Origin of the sequence: Rathayibacter sp. AY1E3 (assembly GCF_002932235.1) — a bacterium.
Classification (GTDB): domain Bacteria; phylum Actinomycetota; class Actinomycetes; order Actinomycetales; family Microbacteriaceae; genus Rathayibacter.
In genome coordinates, this window is record NZ_PSVN01000006.1 from 1 (window position 1) to 15,361 (window position 15,361).

The window sequence follows — 15,361 nt, forward strand, 5'->3', positions numbered from 1 at the left end:
GATCCCCGTCGAGCGCTCGGGCTCGGTCCGCGGCAGCGAGCCCCTGAAGACCCCCAAGGCTCCCGTGGCCGAGGGCCGCTCGGTCATCATCTCCCCCCAGGGCCCCCTCCCCCGCGACCCCGAGCCTCTCGGAGCAGATCGCCCGCGTCGACCGGCTCGCCGTCCGCGACTGGCCCGCCGGCTTCCTCTGGGGATCCGCGACCGCCGCCGCCCAGATCGAGGGCGCCGGCCACGAGGGCGGCAAGGAGGACAGCATCTGGGACGCCTTCTCCCGCGTCCCCGGAGCGGTCGCGAAGGGCGACACCCCCGAGGTCGCGGTGGACCACTACCACCGGATGCCCGCGGACGTGCGGCTGATGAAGGAGCTGGGGCTCGGCTCCTACCGCTTCTCGGTCAGCTGGGCGCGCGTGAAGCCGGGCGACCGCGCCGTGAACCCCGAGGGCCTCGACTTCTACTCCCGCCTGGTCGACGAGCTGCTCGGCGCCGGCGTGCTGCCGTGGCTGACCCTCTACCACTGGGACCTCCCGCAGGCCGTCGAGGAGACCGGCGGCTGGGCGAACCGCGACACCGCCGAGCGCTTCCGGGACTACGCCGAGGCCGTCTACGAGAGCCTCGGCGACCGGGTGCAGCACTGGACGACGTTCAACGAGCCGTTCTGCTCGACCCTGCTCTCCTACGGCGCGGGCGTGCACGCCCCCGGCGTGATCTCGCAGCAGAAGGCCCTCGCCGCCGTGCACCACACGCACCTCGCCCACGGGCTGGCCGTCTCGACGCTCCGGCAGCTCGGAGCGCAGAACCTGGGCATCACGCTCAACCTCTCGAACGCCGTCCCCGACGACCCCGAGGACGAGGCCGACCTCGACGCCGCACGCCGCTTCGACGCCCTCCAGAACCGGATCTTCCTCGACCCGCTGCTGCGCGGCGAGTACCCCGAGGACCTGCTCGAGGACGTCGCCGGGCTCGGGCTCGACGAGCTGATCGTCGACGGCGACCTCGATCTCATCTCGCTCCCGCTCGACTTCCTCGGCGTGAACCACTACCACGACGACAACGTCTCTGCGCATCCGCTGCCGGCCGGAGCCGACGACTTCGCCCAGGCGACCGACCGCGAGGTCGGCTCCCCCTGGGTCGGCTCCGAGTTCATCACCTTCCCGTCGCGCGGGCTGCCGCGCACCGCGATGGACTGGGAGGTGAACCCCGACGGGCTGCGCTACCTACTGACCCGCCTGGGCCTGGAGTACGAGAACCTCCCTCCGCTCTACGTGACCGAGAACGGCGCCGCCTACGACGACGTCGTCGAGGACGGCCGCGTGCACGACGCGGACCGCACGCAGTACGTGCTCGACCACGTCGAGAAGGTCGCCGACGCGATCGACCAGGGCGCCGACGTCCGCGGCTACTTCGTGTGGTCCCTCCTCGACAACTACGAGTGGGCCTGGGGCTACGAGAAGCGCTTCGGCGTCGTGCGCGTCGACTACGGCACGCAGGAGCGGATCGTGAAGGACTCGGGCCTGGTCTACTCCCGACTGCTCGGCGGCAGCGCCGCGGCGATCCTGGACTGACCCGTGAGCGAGCCGACGGGCGTCCGCGGCGGGGGCCGCTCCCCCACCCTCGAGATGGTCGCGGCGCGGGCCGGAGTCTCGCGCGCGACGGTCTCGCGGGTGGTCAACGGCGCCCCGCAGGTGGCGGCCGAGATCGTGGCCGCCGTCGAGAAGGCGATCGGCGAGCTCGACTACGTGCCCAATCACGCGGCGCGGATGCTCGCCTCGCGGCGCACGCAGTCGATCGCGCTGATCGTGCCGGAGTCGACCGCGCGCGTCTTCGCGGACCCGTTCTTCGCCTCGATCGTGCAGGGCGCCGCGATGCGCCTGGCCGACACGGACTACACGCTCTCGATGCTGATCGCGTCCGAGACGGACGGCGAGAAGACGCGGCGGTACCTGCTCGGCGGCAATGTCGACGGCGCGCTCGTGGTCTCGCACCACTCCGGCGACCACTCCTACGCGGCGCTCTCGGGCACGCTGCCGATCGTCTTCGGCGGCCGGCCGCTCTCGCCGGACGAGCGCGGCTCCTACTTCGTCGACGTGGACAACACGGAGGGGGCGGCCGTCGCCACCGCGCACCTGATCGAGCGCGGCCGGCGCCGGATCGCCACCATCGCGGGCCCCGCCGACATGCCGCCGGGCGTCGACCGCCTGATCGGCTGGCGCGGAGCACTCACCGACGCCGGCCTCGCCGACGACCTCGTCGAGTGGGGAGACTTCTCGCCGGCCAGCGGCACCGAGGCGATGCGCCGCCTCCTCGCCCGCGACCCCGACCTGGACGGCGTCTTCGCCGCGAACGACCAGATGGCGGTCGGCGCCTACGCCGCCCTCCGCGAGGCCGGCCGCCGGATCCCCGAGGACGTGTCCGTCGTGGGCTTCGACGACGATCTCTTCGCGCGGAACGCCGTCCCCGCGCTGACCACCGTTCGCCAGCTCCCCGACGAGCTCGGCGCCCGCATGGTGGAGCTGCTGACCGCCCGCATCGAGGGGCTCCCCGTGGAGCACCGCACGCTGATGCCGACGTCGCTGGTCGTCCGCGCCAGCAGCTGACGCCGGCCCGCGACTGTCCAGGAGTCGTCGCAGTCGACGCCGAGTGCGACTACTTCTGCGTAGTCGGAGGGCTCTGCGTGCTCGATCGGATGCGGACCGGCGGGTGGATCCGGACGGTGGGGCGGACGCGGGCGGCGGGGCGGGGATGGACGAGCGGGTCGATCCGTCGACGGGGTGCGTCACGGTCGCCAGCCGTGGGCCACGAGAGCGGCACGGAGCTCGGCGATCGTGCGCGCCCTGCCCCGAATCAGACCCTCCGCGCGGACGACCACGACGATCCAGCCCGCGAGGTGCAGGGCCAGGAGCCGTTCACGATCGCGTGAGAACTGCGCGTCGTCCGTCCGGTGCTGGCCGCCGTCGTACTCCGCCACCACCTTCCACCGTTCGAAGACCAGATCGCCGACCGCGAGCAGTCGGCCGCCGATCCTGATCTCGGCGTTCACGTCGGGCGCGGGCAGTCCCGCCTCCTCGACGAGAGCGCGGAGCCAGGTCTCCCTCCGCGAGGCGGCTCCGGTCGATGCCAGCCGCAGAGCCTCAGCCAGGCCGCGTCGGCCCCGGCCCCGATGGGAGGCCAGGCGGTCCTGCAGCTCGTGAAGCCGGACATGGGGACGCGGATCGTCCCGGCGCGGGTAGCGCGGCTCGAACAGGAGGTGGTCCGTCGCCGCGAGGAGATCGCGGGCGGACAGCAGTGGCGCGAGCGCGATCCACGTCGACACCGCTCCCGTCACCGGCAGGCCGTGCCGCTCGACCCTGTCCGTCTCCGTGAGGGTGTGGCCGATCACACCCCGGGTCCTGGGGGGCCGGTGCGGCGTCGTCGCCGCCACGTGGATCGGATCGTCCTCGCCAGGTCGCGCCGGGAGCGGCACTCCCCAGGCTTCGGCCGCGGTCAGGTGGGAGAAGAGCTGCCAGGGCCGCAGCCGCGGCAGATAGGCGGCGGCTCGTTCCAGGTGCGTGACGGGCGCCACCCGGGTGCGCACTCCGTGGAAGGGGCTGGCCAGGGCGGGAGTGCGCAGTCGGGCGTCCGTCACCCCTGCGCGGAGTGCCGCTCGCCGGGTGAAGGCTCCGAGGTCGGTGCTGGACATGCCGCGATTCTGGCGGTCCGTGATCCTCGTCCGACTCCCGCGATCCGCATTCTGTGGACGAACCCCTGATCCCGCACCTGGGGAGGCGCGCCTCCCACCACGACTGTCCAGGAGTTGTCGCAGTCGGCGTCGAGTGCGACAACTCCTGGACAGTCGGAGCGATCGATGTCGAGTGCGACACCTTCTGGACAGTGGGAGCGACCGAACTCGACTGCGACGACTCCTGGACAGTGGGAGCCGGCCGGTGCGCAGGAGTCGCGGGGGTGGCGAGCGAGGACGGCGACGTCTGAGGAGTCGAGAGGGCCCGCGTCAGAGGAAGAGCGGCGCCGGGTCGAGGGCGGCGAAGCGGCGGCGCATGACGGCGACCGCGTCGGCGTGCTCGTCGACGAGGACGAAGCGGCGGCCGAGAGCGTGCGCGACGGCGCCGGTCGTGCCGGAGCCGGCGAAGAAGTCGAGGACGGCGTCGCCCTCGCGGCTGGACGCCTGCACGATGCGGCGGAGGATCCCCTCCGGCTTCTGCGTCGGGTACCCGGTCTTCTCGCGGCCTGTCGGCGAGACGATCGTGTGCCACCACACGTCGGTCGGCCGCTTGCCGCGCTCGGCCTTCTCGGGGGTCACCAGGCCCGGGGCCATGTACGGCTCGCGGTCCACGGCGGCGGAGTCGAAGTGGTAGCCGCGCGGGTCCTTCACGTAGACGAGGATCGTGTCGTGCTTGGTCGGCCAGCGGCGCGTGGCCTTCGCTCCGTAGTCGTAGGCCCAGATGATCTCGTTGAGGAAGCACTCGCGGCCGAAGAGCGCGTCGAGCAGCACCTTCGCGTAGTGCGCCTCGCGATAGTCGAGGTGGAGGTAGAGGGTGCCGTCGTCGGCGAGGAGCCGCCACGCCTCGGCCAGACGCGGCTCGAGGAACGACCAGTAGTCGTCGAAGCGGTCGTCGTAGCGGAGCAGGTCGCCGCGGATCCGCTCGTAGCTGCGCCCCTTGAAGCCGGCGATCGTGCCGGTGGTGGAGCGCACCGAGGTGGTCGAGGTGCGCACCTGCGCCCGGCCCGTGTTGAACGGCGGGTCGAGGTAGACGACGGTGAAGGCCCCGTCGGCCAGCTGCGGCAGGACCTCGAGGTTGTCGGCGTGGAACACCGCGCTCCGCGACTCCGGGACGCCGTCCGCGATCTGGATCGTCCTGGGCACCCGGCAATTGTGCCAGTGCGCGCGAGCCCGGCGACACGCTCCGCGCCTCGCGCCCGCGCTCGACGGGTGCCGGGAGGCTCCGGCGTAGAGTGGCGCGATGATCTCCGAGGTGCGCCACGACGAGGCCTCGTCCCGCTACACGCTCTGGCTCGACGGCGAGACCGTCGGAGTCGCGGACTACGCCGTCCGCGGCCGCGACGTGGTCTTCCTCCACACCGAGATCGCGCCCGAGCACCGTCACGAGGGCCTCGGCGAGACCCTCGTCGAGGCGGCCCTCGACGACGCGCACGAGCGCTTCGGCGGGCGCATCGTCCCGGCCTGCCCGTTCGTCGCCGAGTTCATCGCCGAGCACCCGGACTACCAGGAGCTCCTCGCGAGCTGAGGGGCGCCCGCCGGACCCGTCCGCCGCGTTCCGCTCCGGGTCCACACGCCGGCCACCGCCGCCCCGGACCCGCCGGTCAGGGGACGCGCCGCAGCCACTCCGGAGTCGAGTACTTCGTCCGCACCAGCTCCTCCGCCGCCGCGTACTCCTCCTCGGTCAGCGTCCCCGCCTCGCCGCCGTGCAGCTGCACGAAGGTCGCCTTCATCCGCTCGATGATCTCGGCGCGGCTGAGCCCGGTCTGGCTGCGCAGCGGGTCGACGCGCTTCACGGCGGAGGCGATGCCCTTGTCCGAGAGCTTCTCGCGGCCGATCCGCAGCACCTGCACCATCTTCTCGGCGTCGATGTCGTAGCTCATGGTCACGTGATGGAGGACGGCGCCGGAGCCCAGGCGCTTCTGCGCGGCGCCGCCGATCTTGCCCGAGGGCGAGGTGATGTCGTTGAGCGGCTGGTAGACCGCGTCGATCCCGAGCGACTGCAGCGCGCTGACGGCCCACTCGTCGAGGAAGGCGTAGGAGTCGGCGAAGGTCAGCCCCTGGACGAGGTCGCCGGGGACGTAGAGCGAGTACGTGACGACGCTGCCCGCCTCCATGAACATCGCGCCGCCGCCCGAGATGCGGCGGACCACGTCGACGCCGTACTTCGCCGCGTTGTCGAGGTCGACCTCGTTGCGGAGCGACTGGAAGCTGCCGATGACGACGGCGGGCTGGTCCCACTCCCAGATCCGCAGCGTCGGCTCCCGGCGGCCCTCGCCGACCGCGGCGGTCAGCACCTCGTCGAGCGCCAGGTGGGTCGCGGGAGGGACGGCCCGGTCGTGCACGATGCGCCAGTCGTAGTCGCGCCAGCTGGTCGCCTTCTGCAGCGAGCGGCGGATCGCGACCGCGACGGCCTCGGGCGTGAAGCCGAGCAGGACCGCGTCGGCCGGGAGCGCCTGCCGGATGGCGGCGGCGATGGACTTCGCGTCCGTCTCGGCCGGGAGGCCCACGACCGCGCGGTCGATGTCGTCGAGGGCCGTGTCGGGCTCGAGGAAGAAGTCGCCCGCCAGGCGGAACCCGGCGAACCTCCCGTCGACCACGTCGAGGTCGACGACCACGAGCTTTCCGCCGGGGACCTTGTACTCGCCATGCATGACGCCAGCCTAGGCGCGAGCCGGGGCGGGGAAGCGCTCGCCCAGCCACTCCACGAGATCTGCCGTGACCTCGGCCCGGTTGAGCTCCTGGAACAGCTCGTGCCGCGCCTCCGGGTACACCCGCACCGAGACGTCCGTGTACCCGGCCCGCCGCCGGTAGGCCTGGGCGAGCGCGCGCACCGACCGCTCGCCGCCGAGGGTGTCGTCGGCGCCCACGACCAGCAGCAGGGGCAGTGGATGCTCGGGCCCGCGCTTCGGGCGGCCGACCAGCCGCAGGGTCTCGACCAGCCCGATCCGCTTCGCGAGCGGCGTGGTGAAGGTGAGGGGGTCGTCGTGGAACCGCTGCCAGACCTCCGGGTCGCGGGAGAGCCACTCGAGGCCGAGACCGCCGGCGACGCGGTGCCGCTTCGCCAGGTCGCCCGCGTTCATGTGCCCGGGGAGGCGGTAGGCCGTGCCGCTCAGCACGAGCGCGGCGTAGGCGCCGGAGTGGTGGTCGACGATCCGCTGCGCCATGAGCGACCCCCAGGAGTGGCCGAGCAGCACGATCGGCACTCCCGGGCTCTCCTCCGCGAGCAGCTCCGTCAGCCGGAGGAGCGCCGCCTCGGTCGCGCGCAGGCCGCCCGGCCCCAGCAGTCCGAGCCGGGAGGAGTCGCCGCCGTGCTGCTCGAGGCCGGTCCGGCCGTGCCCGCGGTGGTCGTCCGCCGCGACCGCGTACCCGGCGGCGACCAGCGCCTCCGCCAGCTCGACGTAGCGCCCCGAGTGCTCGCCGACCCCGTGGGCCAGCTGCACGATCGCGCGGGGCGAGGGGTGCGGCCACCAGCGGTAGTGGATGACGACGCCGGAGGCGTCCTGGAAGGTCCTGTCGACAGCGGCGCCGGTCATGGTGACCAGTGTGGCGCTCCGGCCGCTGGGCGCGAGGGACGCGCGGAGAACTGAGAAGATACTCACGATCCATCGGCGGGCACCCTGCTCGCTACGGTGCCTCGCTACCTTTTCCCTTGACGAGCGACCCCCGCGACCGTCCCCCGACCCCCCTTCACGAGCGAGGCCAGCCCCTTCATGACCGTATCGCCCCTGATCTGGACCCTGACGATCGTCTTCATCGTCCTGCTCCTGCTCTTCGACTTCTTCTTCCACGTCCGGAAGGCCCACGAGCCCACGCTGAAGGAGTCGTCTATCTGGTCGGCGCTCTACGTCGGCATCGCCGTGCTCTTCGGGCTCGGCGTCCTCGTCTTCGGCGGAGCGACGCCCGGATCGGAGTACTTCGCGGGGTACATCACCGAGAAGGCCCTCTCGGTCGACAACCTGTTCGTCTTCCTCATCATCATGGCGAGCTTCAAGGTGCCCCGCGCCGACCAGCAGAAGGTGCTCCTCTTCGGCATCGTCTTCGCGCTGATCGCCCGCACCGGCTTCATCTTCCTCGGCGCCGCACTGATCAACTCGTTCGCCTGGGTCTTCTACATCTTCGGCCTGATCCTGCTGCTGACCGCGTTCAACCTGGTCAAGCCGGGCGACGACCACTCCAGCGACAACGTGATGGTGCGCCTGGCCAAGCGGATCTTCAAGACGAGCGACCAGTACGACGGCGACAAGTTCTACACGCACATCGACGGCAAGAAGGTCCTCACGCCGATGATCCTCGTCATGGCGGCGATCGGCGGAACGGACATCCTGTTCGCCCTCGACAGCGTGCCGGCGATCTTCGGCCTCACCAGCGACGTGTACCTCGTCTTCACGGCGACCGCGTTCTCGCTGCTGGGCCTGCGCCAGCTGTACTTCCTCATCGACGGCCTGCTCGACCGCCTCGTCTACCTCAGCATCGGCCTCGCCGCGATCCTCGCCTTCATCGGCGTGAAGCTGATCCTGCACGCGCTCCACGAGAACAACCTGCCGTTCATCAACAACGGCGAGCACGTGGAGGTCTTCGAGATCGGCACCGGACTGTCGCTCTCGGTCATCATCGGCGTCCTCGTGATCACGGTGATCGCCTCCCTCGTCAGCCCCAAGGGCCGCCGCATGGCCGCCGAGGCCGCCGAGCGCCGCCGCGTGGCCGAGGCCGCGGGCGCGGACGTCGACGCGACGCACTGAGTCGTCTCGTGCGCCGCGAGGCGGCGCACCGCAGTCGGCTCTCCTAGGCGGTCGGTTTCCCGAGAGCGGGTCCCGACCGCCTAGAACGATCCGCTGACACGCGGATCGCTCGTTCGACGGGCCGTCTCGTGCGCCGCAGGGCGGCGCACCGCAGTCGGCTCCCACGGGCGGTCGGGTTCCCGAGAGCGGGTCCCGACCGCCTAGGAGGATCCGCTGACACGCGGATCCCCCGTTCGGCTCGACCGAGCACCGCACGCCGGTGCTCCGCAGTCAGCTCCCCTAGGCGCTCAGGTCCCCGAGAGCGGGTCTTGACCGCCGAGAACGCCCCGCCGGCTCGAGCGCGGACTCCGCTCGCGGAGGGTCAGCGGGCGCGGTAGCGGTGCTCCGGGCGGCCGGTGGTGCCGTAGCTGAGGGTCATCTCGACGAGGCCGCGGCCCGCGAGACCCGAGAGGTAGCGCTGGGCGGTGGCGCGCGAGATGCCGGCGCGCTCGGCCACCTCGAGAGCCGACAGCTCGGCGCCCGACTCGGCCAGGCGCGCCAGGACGAGCTGCTCGGTCGCCGAGCGCGAGGGCTGCGCGGCGGTCGCGTCGCCCGAGTGCAGGATGCGCAGCGCCCGCTCCACCGCCTCCTGATCGGCCGCGCGGTCCTCCCGCAGCACGTTCCGGAACCGCACGTACGCGTCGAGGCGCTCGCCGAGCAGGCGCGCCTCGAACGGCTTGATGAGGTACCCGAGCGCTCCCGCGTGCAGGGCGCGCCGCACCGTCGCCCCGTCGGAGGCGGCGCTCACGACGAACGCGTCGGTGTCGAGCTCGCGGAGCAGCGCGATCCCGCTCTGATCCGGCAGGTGCACGTCGAGCAGCAGCAGATCGGGCGCGTGCTCGGCGACGGCCGCCCGCGCCGCGCGCGCCGCGTGCACCGGAGGAAGGGCCGTCAGCCCCTGCCGCGCCTCGACCAGGTCCGCGTGCAGCTGCGCGACCCGGAAGTCGTCGTCCACCACCAGCACCGTGCGCTCCCGCGCCGTGTCCGCGCTCATGACCCGTCCCCGTCCTGCTCCGGCGGCAGCACCGCTCCGGGGAGGCGCGCGCACAGCACGGCCCCCGACTCCGCTCCGCCGGGGTCCGCCAGCCAGACCTCGCCGCCGCGCCGGGCGGCCACCTCACGGCACAGCGGCAGGCCGAAGCCCCGGCCGTGCACGCGGCCGTCGTCCTCGACGGGGTCGCCCGCGCCGGCCCGGTCGAACAGCGAGTCCGGATCGAGCACTCCGTCGCCGGAGTCGGCGACCGTCACGAAGAGAGCGTCGCCGTCGTCGAGCAGCTCGACCTCGACGAAGCGCACGTCGCGCCGCCCCTCGACCGCCGCGCGCACCGCGTTGTCGACCAGGTTCCCGACCACCGTGGCGACGTCCTCCGGCTCGACGACGGTGCCGCGCACCAGCGTCTCCTCACCGAGCGTCAGCAGCACGCCGCGCTCGGCCGCCTCGATCCCCTTCGCGCCGACGAGCGCCTGGAGGTACGGCTCCTGCAGCCGGTCGGCGTGCTGCACCGGGTACTTGAGCGGGCCGCGGGTCAGCACCTCGTCGAGGTAGTCGCGAGCCGACGCGGTCCGCCCCGCATCCAGCAGGCCGGCGACCACGTGCAGGCGGTTGGCGAACTCGTGCCGCTGCACCCGGAGCGCGTTGGTCATCGCGCCGACCGCGTCGAGGCGCCGGCTCAGCGCGGCGAGGTCGGTGCGGTCGCGCAGCACCACCACCACGCCCAGGTCGCGGTCGCCGCGGGTCACCCGGCGGATGTCGACGTAGACGATGCGGGAGCGGACGACGAAGCCCTCCTCGCCTCCGGGACGGGGCGGTTCGACGGAGTGCAGCGCGGCCCCGATCGCGTCGGCCAGCGGAACGGGCAGGTCGAGCTCCGCGAGCGGCCGCCCGTGCAGCGCCCGCCCGGTCGGGTCGTCGGAGCCGAGGATCGCGGCGGCCCGCGCATTGCAGACGCCGACGCGCCCGTCGCGGTCGAGCGCGAGCACGCCCTCGTCGACTCCGTCGAGCACGGCGGCCTGGTCCTGCACGAGCGAGGTGAGCTCCTCCGGGGCGAGGCCGAGCGTCAGGCGCAGCAGGCGGCGGCGGATGAAGACGGAGGCGACGGCGGCGAGCACCAGCCCGGCGAGCGCCGCGGCGAGGACGCCGAGCAGCGCGGTCGGCAGGTCGGTGAAGACGCTGGAGCGCGCGAAGCCGATGCTGACCTCGCCGACGACCCGCTGCTCCCCCGCGGCGAAGACCGGGACCTTGGCCCGTGCCGACTCGCCGAGCGTGCCGGTGCCCCACGAGACGCTCTCGCGCCCGGCGAGCGCCTCGTCGGGGCTGGTCGAGACCCGCTCGCCGAGGCGGTCCTCGTCGGGGTGGGCGAGGCGGATGCCCTGGTCGTCGGTGATCACGACGAAGAGCGCGCCGGTGCGCTGCTCGACGGCGGCGGCGACGTCCTCGAGCGGTCCGCCGCGCAGCTCCGAGGCGGCGGGCGCGCCGGGCACGGCGGAGGACGCGGCGACCGCGTCGCGCACGTCGGGGTCCTCGGCGACGGTGCGGGCGATGGCGAGCGCCGTGCCCTCCGCCTCGCCGCGCAGCTGCTGGACGCTGAGCGCGGTGACGAGCCCCGCGCAGACCAGCACGGCGGCCGACACCGTGGCGAGCTGCAGGACCAGGACGTGGGTCGCGAAGCGCATCGGGGCCTCCTCGCCGTCGTCGTGCGCAGAATGCGCAGAAGCCACACTATGCGCAGATGTCGCCGTAATGAGCGATACCCCGGCGCCGGACGCGGGGCTGCCTAGGGTTTCCACCATCTCCCGGCCGGCTCTCCCGCCGAGCGCGGGCGGAGGCACTGGACGAAGGAGTCAGCTGTGTTGGTAGTACTCGGTTTCACCATGATCCTGGCCTTCATGGCCCTGATCATGACCAAGCGGCTGACGCCGATGGTCGCCCTGATCGTCGTGCCGACGATCTTCGGCCTCTTCGCGGGCGCCGGCCTCGGCATCGGCGACATGGTCCTCGAGGCGATCGGCAGCCTCGCGCCCACGGCCGCGCTGCTGATGTTCGCGATCATGTACTTCGGGATCATGATCGACGTCGGGCTCTTCGACCCGCTGATCCGCTTCATCGTCCGCGCGCTCGGCGACGACCCGGCGAAGGTCGTGCTCGGCACGGCGCTGCTCGCGGGTGCGGTCTCGCTCGACGGCGACGGCTCGACCACCTTCATCGTCACCACCGCCGCGATGCTCCCGATCTACCTGCGCCTGGGGATGAACCCGGTCGTGCTGACCTGCGTCGCGGGCCTGGCCAACGGCACGCTCAACATCGTCCCCTGGGGCGGACCGACGGTGCGCGCCGCCGCGGCACTCCAGGTCTCGCCGAGCGAGATCTTCGTGCCGATGCTCCCCTCGCTCGCGGTGGGCCTGGCCGTCACGCTCGTCTTCGCCTGGTTCCTCGGGCTCGGCGAGCGCCGCCGCCTCGGCTCGCTCGCGCTGGCCGAGCCGATGCTCGAGCAGGAGCTCGTCGGCGCCGGCCGCGGCTCCTCCTCCCGCTCGGGCGGCGCCCGCACCGGCGGCCTCGCGGCCCTGACCGGGGGCATCCGCACCGTCGCCCGGGAGCGCTTCTCCTTCCTCCGCGGCCCCCAGGCCCTGCGCGGAGCCCAGGTGGCCGTCGCCGCCCGCGTGCAGGCCGACGACGCCGACACCGCGATGGCCGACACGATGCTCGACCCCGAGCGCGAGACGCTGCGCCCGAAGCTGATCTGGGTGAACCTGGTCCTGACCCTCGCGGTGATGACGCTGCTGGTCGCCGACATCCTGCCGCTGCCCTACGTGTTCATGGTCGGCTCCGCGGTCGCCCTCCTGATCAACTTCCCGAAGATGAAGGACCAGGCGGCCGAGATCGTCAAGCACGCGCCGAGCATCGTGGGCGTCGTGTCGATGGTGCTGGCGGCCGGCGTGCTGATCGGCGTCCTCAACGGCACCGGCATGGTCGACGCCATGGCGGAGTGGGTCGTCGCGGTGATCCCGCCGGCGCTCGGCCCGTTCCTCGCCGTGATCACCGGCGTGCTCAGCATCCCGATGACCTTCTTCATGTCGAACGACGCGTTCTACTACGGCATCCTCCCCGTGCTCTCCGAGAGCGCGGCGAACTACGGCATCTCGCCGGTCGAGATGGCGCGCGCCTCGATCACCGGGCAGCCGGTGCACCTCCAGAGCCCGCTGGTCCCGGCGATCCTCCTGCTCGTCTCCCTCGCCGCGGTGAACCTCGGCGACCACCACCGCAAGGTGCTGTGGCGAGCGGTCGTCGTCTCGCTGGTCATGCTCGCCGTCGGCGTGCTGGTCGGCTCGATCCCCTTCGGCTGAGGTCGGCGGAGCGGAGCGCCGAGCGATCGGAACGAGGACGGGACCTTCTGCTGCGGCGGGGGTCCCGTCCTCGTTCCGCGGCTCGGTCCCGCAGCCCGCGCTAGCGCAGCAGCGGCGCCAGGTTCTCGGTCCAGACGTCGGAGCCGACCTTGAGGATGAGGGCGCCGACCACGACGAGGAACGCGACCCGGATGAAGCGGCTGCCACGAGCGACGGCCATCCGCGAGCCGAGGTACGCGCCCGCCACGTTGGCGGCGCCCATCAGGAGGCCCAGCAGCCAGATCACGTGCCCGCCCGGCACGAAGTAGAGCAGGGCGCCGAGGTTGGTCGCGACGTTGACGATCTTCGCCTTGGCGCTGGCGAGCAGGAAGTCGTAGCCCAGCGCGGTGATCAGGGCGATGATCAGGAAGGTGCCGGTGCCCGGTCCGATCAGGCCGTCGTAGAAGCCGATCAGGAGTCCCAGCACGGCCGCGGTGACGAGGTGGCGCCGGCCCGCGTGCTTGAGCACCGTGACGCTGCCCAGTGCCGGGCGGGCGATCGTCACGACGGCGACCACGATCAGCGCGACGACGATGATCGGCTTGAACACCGCGGCCGGGAGGAGGCCGGCGAGCGTCGCGCCTCCGTAGCTGCCCGCGAGGGCGACTGCCGCCATCGGCAGTGTGGTGCGCAGATCGGGCTTCGCGCGCCGGTAGTAGGTGATCGCGCTGGTGGTCGTGCCGAAGATCGAGGCCAGCTTGTTCGTGGCGAGCGCCTGCACGGGCGAGATCCCCGGCACGAGGAGCAGGGCGGGGAGCTGGAGGAGTCCGCCGCCGCCCACGACCGCGTCGATCCAGCCGGCCGCGAAGGCGGCGAGGATCATCAGCGCGAGGACGGGGAGTCCGAGATCCTCTGTGAAGGTCAGCATCGGTCGGAAGCGTACGCGAGCACCGCGACCCCCTCGACCTCGGTGGCCGGGCCGCCCTAGGGTCGGCGGCATGCGATTCGGACTCTTCATCCCCCAGGGCTGGCGCCACGACCTCGTCGGCGTCCCGGCCGCCGACCAGTGGCGCACCATGAGCGACCTCGCCCGGCACGCCGACGACGGCGCCTGGGAGTCGATCTGGGTCTACGACCACTTCCACACCGTCCCGCAGGTGACGGAGGAGGCGACGCACGAGGCGTGGTCGCTGATGAGCGCGTTCGGCGCCACCACGTCGCGCGTGCGGCTGGGCCAGATGTGCACCTGCATGGGCTACCGGAACCCCGCCTACCTCGCCAAGGTCGCGACGACCGTCGACATCGTCTCGGGCGGGCGGGTCGAGATGGGCATCGGCGGCGGCTGGTACGAGCACGAGTGGCGCGCGTACGGCTACGGCTTCCCGCCGATCGCCGAGCGGCTGGGCCGGCTCGACGAGGGCGTGCAGATCCTGCAGCAGGCCTGGACGACCGGGTCCGCGACCCTCGACGGCCGCTACTACCAGGTGGACGGCGCGCAGAACCGGCCGCTGCCCCTGCAGGAGGGCGGCATCCCGCTGTGGGTCGCCGGCGGCGGCGAGAAGGTCACGCTGCGGATCGCGGCCCAGTACGCGCAGTACACGAACTTCGCCGGGACCCCGGAGGCGTTCGACCACAAGAGCTCGGTCCTCCGCGGGCACTGCGAGCGCCTGGGCACCGACTTCTCGGCGATCACCCGGAGCTCGAACTACAACGTCGTGATCGGCGAGACGGAGGCGGAGGTCGAGGCGGCGCTGCAGCGTCTCGAGGAGCGCGTGGTCCCGTACCTCGGCGCGGAGGGAGCGGCGTCCTTCGTCGCCGAGTACCGCAGCCCCGACGCGCTCGCGGTCGGCACTCCCTCGCAGATCGTCGACCGGCTCGCCGGCATGCAGTCGCGCGGGATGGACTACGGCATCCTCTACTTCCCGGACGCCGCCTACGACCGGTCCGGCATCGAGCTGTTCGAGCGCGAGGTGCTGCCGGCGCTCTCCTGAGCGCGGAGCGGCGGGGGCTCCTACGCCTCCCGCCCCCCGCCCGCAAGTCCTTGGGGCGCCCCGGCCCCGCGCCTACGGTCGGAGCATGGACGCACAGGACATCCGCTGGAACGACGAAGCCCGCGACAAGATCCTCGAGGACTCGGACAGGGTCCTCCGCGAGGCGGTGCTCGACCTCGCGACGAGCAAGAAGGGCGAGCCCTGGGAGGACGTGTTCGCGGAGCTGAACGCGCGCCTCAAGGACCGCTTCATCGACTTCGAGCCCGGCCCGGACCTCCGCAAGTACGCCGAGGCCGTCTCCGCCGGGGAGATCGAGACCGGCTCGTGAGCGAGCACGACCGCGACGCCGCGCTCGAGGACGAGATCACCTCGATCCACGCCCTCGGCGAGGGCCGCGTCGGCGAGACGGCCGACCCGGAGGACGAGGACCACGAGCTCTCGCCCGAGCAGGACGCCCGCATCGAGTCCGAGCTGAAGAGCCGGGGCAGCGAGAGCTGATCCCCCCGGTACGCGGAAGGCCCGCTCCCCCTCGAGGGAGCGGGCCTTCCGCGTGAGTC

General features: G+C 72.5%; 15 protein-coding genes. 8 read left to right on the forward strand and 7 right to left on the reverse strand.

Going from position 1 to position 15,361, the window contains the following annotated elements:
- Window positions 1–137: 137 nt before the first annotated feature.
- Both C5C53_RS06435 and C5C53_RS06440 read left to right on the forward strand, forming a co-directional pair.
- On the forward strand, window positions 138–1,562 hold the full coding sequence (locus C5C53_RS06435; protein ID WP_104261776.1) for a GH1 family beta-glucosidase: 1,425 nt from the start codon (window positions 138–140) through the stop codon (window positions 1,560–1,562).
- Between the two features lie 54 nt (window positions 1,563–1,616).
- Window positions 1,617–2,594: a LacI family DNA-binding transcriptional regulator gene (locus C5C53_RS06440; RefSeq protein ID WP_104225165.1), complete on the forward strand. Its 978-nt coding sequence runs from the start codon at window positions 1,617–1,619 to the stop codon at window positions 2,592–2,594.
- A 179-nt stretch (window positions 2,595–2,773) separates the two neighbouring features.
- Here C5C53_RS06440 and C5C53_RS06445 read toward each other — a convergent pair whose 3' ends face one another.
- Both C5C53_RS06445 and C5C53_RS06450 read right to left on the reverse strand, forming a co-directional pair.
- On the reverse strand, window positions 2,774–3,676 hold the full coding sequence (locus C5C53_RS06445; protein ID WP_104267120.1) for a hypothetical protein: 903 nt from the start codon (window positions 3,674–3,676) through the stop codon (window positions 2,774–2,776).
- 309 nt (window positions 3,677–3,985) lie between these two features.
- Window positions 3,986–4,858, reverse strand: coding sequence for a site-specific DNA-methyltransferase (locus tag C5C53_RS06450; RefSeq protein ID WP_104225160.1), 873 nt, complete (start codon window positions 4,856–4,858; stop codon window positions 3,986–3,988).
- 97 nt (window positions 4,859–4,955) lie between these two features.
- On the opposite strand from C5C53_RS06450, the gene C5C53_RS06455 reads away from it, so the two are divergent.
- Window positions 4,956–5,240: a GNAT family N-acetyltransferase gene (locus tag C5C53_RS06455; RefSeq protein WP_104267121.1), complete on the forward strand. Its 285-nt coding sequence runs from the start codon at window positions 4,956–4,958 to the stop codon at window positions 5,238–5,240.
- A 76-nt stretch (window positions 5,241–5,316) separates the two neighbouring features.
- Here the strand turns inward: C5C53_RS06455 and C5C53_RS06460 are convergent, their stop codons facing one another.
- Window positions 5,317–6,366 (reverse strand): biotin/lipoate A/B protein ligase family protein, encoded by a 1,050-nt coding sequence (locus tag C5C53_RS06460; RefSeq protein ID WP_104225162.1) that lies wholly within the window; start codon window positions 6,364–6,366, stop codon window positions 5,317–5,319.
- A 9-nt stretch (window positions 6,367–6,375) separates the two neighbouring features.
- Window positions 6,376–7,248: an alpha/beta fold hydrolase gene (locus C5C53_RS06465; RefSeq protein ID WP_104267122.1), complete on the reverse strand. Its 873-nt coding sequence runs from the start codon at window positions 7,246–7,248 to the stop codon at window positions 6,376–6,378.
- 177 nt (window positions 7,249–7,425) lie between these two features.
- On the opposite strand from C5C53_RS06465, the gene C5C53_RS06470 reads away from it, so the two are divergent.
- On the forward strand, window positions 7,426–8,454 hold the full coding sequence (locus C5C53_RS06470; protein WP_104223866.1) for a TerC family protein: 1,029 nt from the start codon (window positions 7,426–7,428) through the stop codon (window positions 8,452–8,454).
- Window positions 8,455–8,815: 361 nt separating this feature from the next.
- On the opposite strand, the gene C5C53_RS06475 is transcribed toward C5C53_RS06470, so the two are convergent.
- Window positions 8,816–9,487 carry a response regulator gene (locus tag C5C53_RS06475; protein ID WP_104267123.1) on the reverse strand — a complete coding sequence of 224 codons (672 nt, stop codon included), beginning with the start codon at window positions 9,485–9,487 and terminating at the stop codon, window positions 8,816–8,818.
- Entirely contained in the window at window positions 9,484–11,166 is a 1,683-nt protein-coding gene (locus C5C53_RS06480; RefSeq protein WP_104267124.1) for a sensor histidine kinase, read from the reverse strand. The genes C5C53_RS06475 and C5C53_RS06480 overlap by 4 nt, the downstream gene beginning before the upstream one ends.
- A gap of 198 nt (window positions 11,167–11,364) precedes the next feature.
- On the opposite strand from C5C53_RS06480, the gene C5C53_RS06485 reads away from it, so the two are divergent.
- Entirely contained in the window at window positions 11,365–12,834 is a 1,470-nt protein-coding gene (locus C5C53_RS06485; RefSeq protein ID WP_104233156.1) for a CitMHS family transporter, read from the forward strand.
- Window positions 12,835–12,934: 100 nt separating this feature from the next.
- Here C5C53_RS06485 and C5C53_RS06490 read toward each other — a convergent pair whose 3' ends face one another.
- Window positions 12,935–13,741 (reverse strand): TSUP family transporter, encoded by an 807-nt coding sequence (locus tag C5C53_RS06490; RefSeq protein ID WP_104267125.1) that lies wholly within the window; start codon window positions 13,739–13,741, stop codon window positions 12,935–12,937.
- Window positions 13,742–13,811: 70 nt separating this feature from the next.
- Between C5C53_RS06490 and C5C53_RS06495 the strand changes: the two genes are divergently transcribed.
- The 3 genes from C5C53_RS06495 (at window position 13,812) to C5C53_RS17065 (ending at window position 15,302) form a co-directional block, all read left to right on the forward strand.
- A complete protein-coding gene (locus tag C5C53_RS06495; RefSeq protein WP_104223861.1) occupies window positions 13,812–14,804 on the forward strand; it encodes an LLM class F420-dependent oxidoreductase in 993 nt (330 codons plus the stop codon).
- A gap of 85 nt (window positions 14,805–14,889) precedes the next feature.
- Complete coding sequence (locus C5C53_RS06500; protein ID WP_068251275.1) at window positions 14,890–15,132, forward strand: hypothetical protein; 243 nt, start codon at window positions 14,890–14,892, stop codon at window positions 15,130–15,132.
- The gene (locus C5C53_RS17065; RefSeq protein ID WP_181068063.1) at window positions 15,129–15,302 is read left to right on the forward strand and encodes a hypothetical protein; all 174 of its coding nucleotides are present in this window, start codon (window positions 15,129–15,131) and stop codon (window positions 15,300–15,302) included. The genes C5C53_RS06500 and C5C53_RS17065 overlap by 4 nt, the downstream gene beginning before the upstream one ends.
- Window positions 15,303–15,361 lie beyond the last annotated feature (59 nt).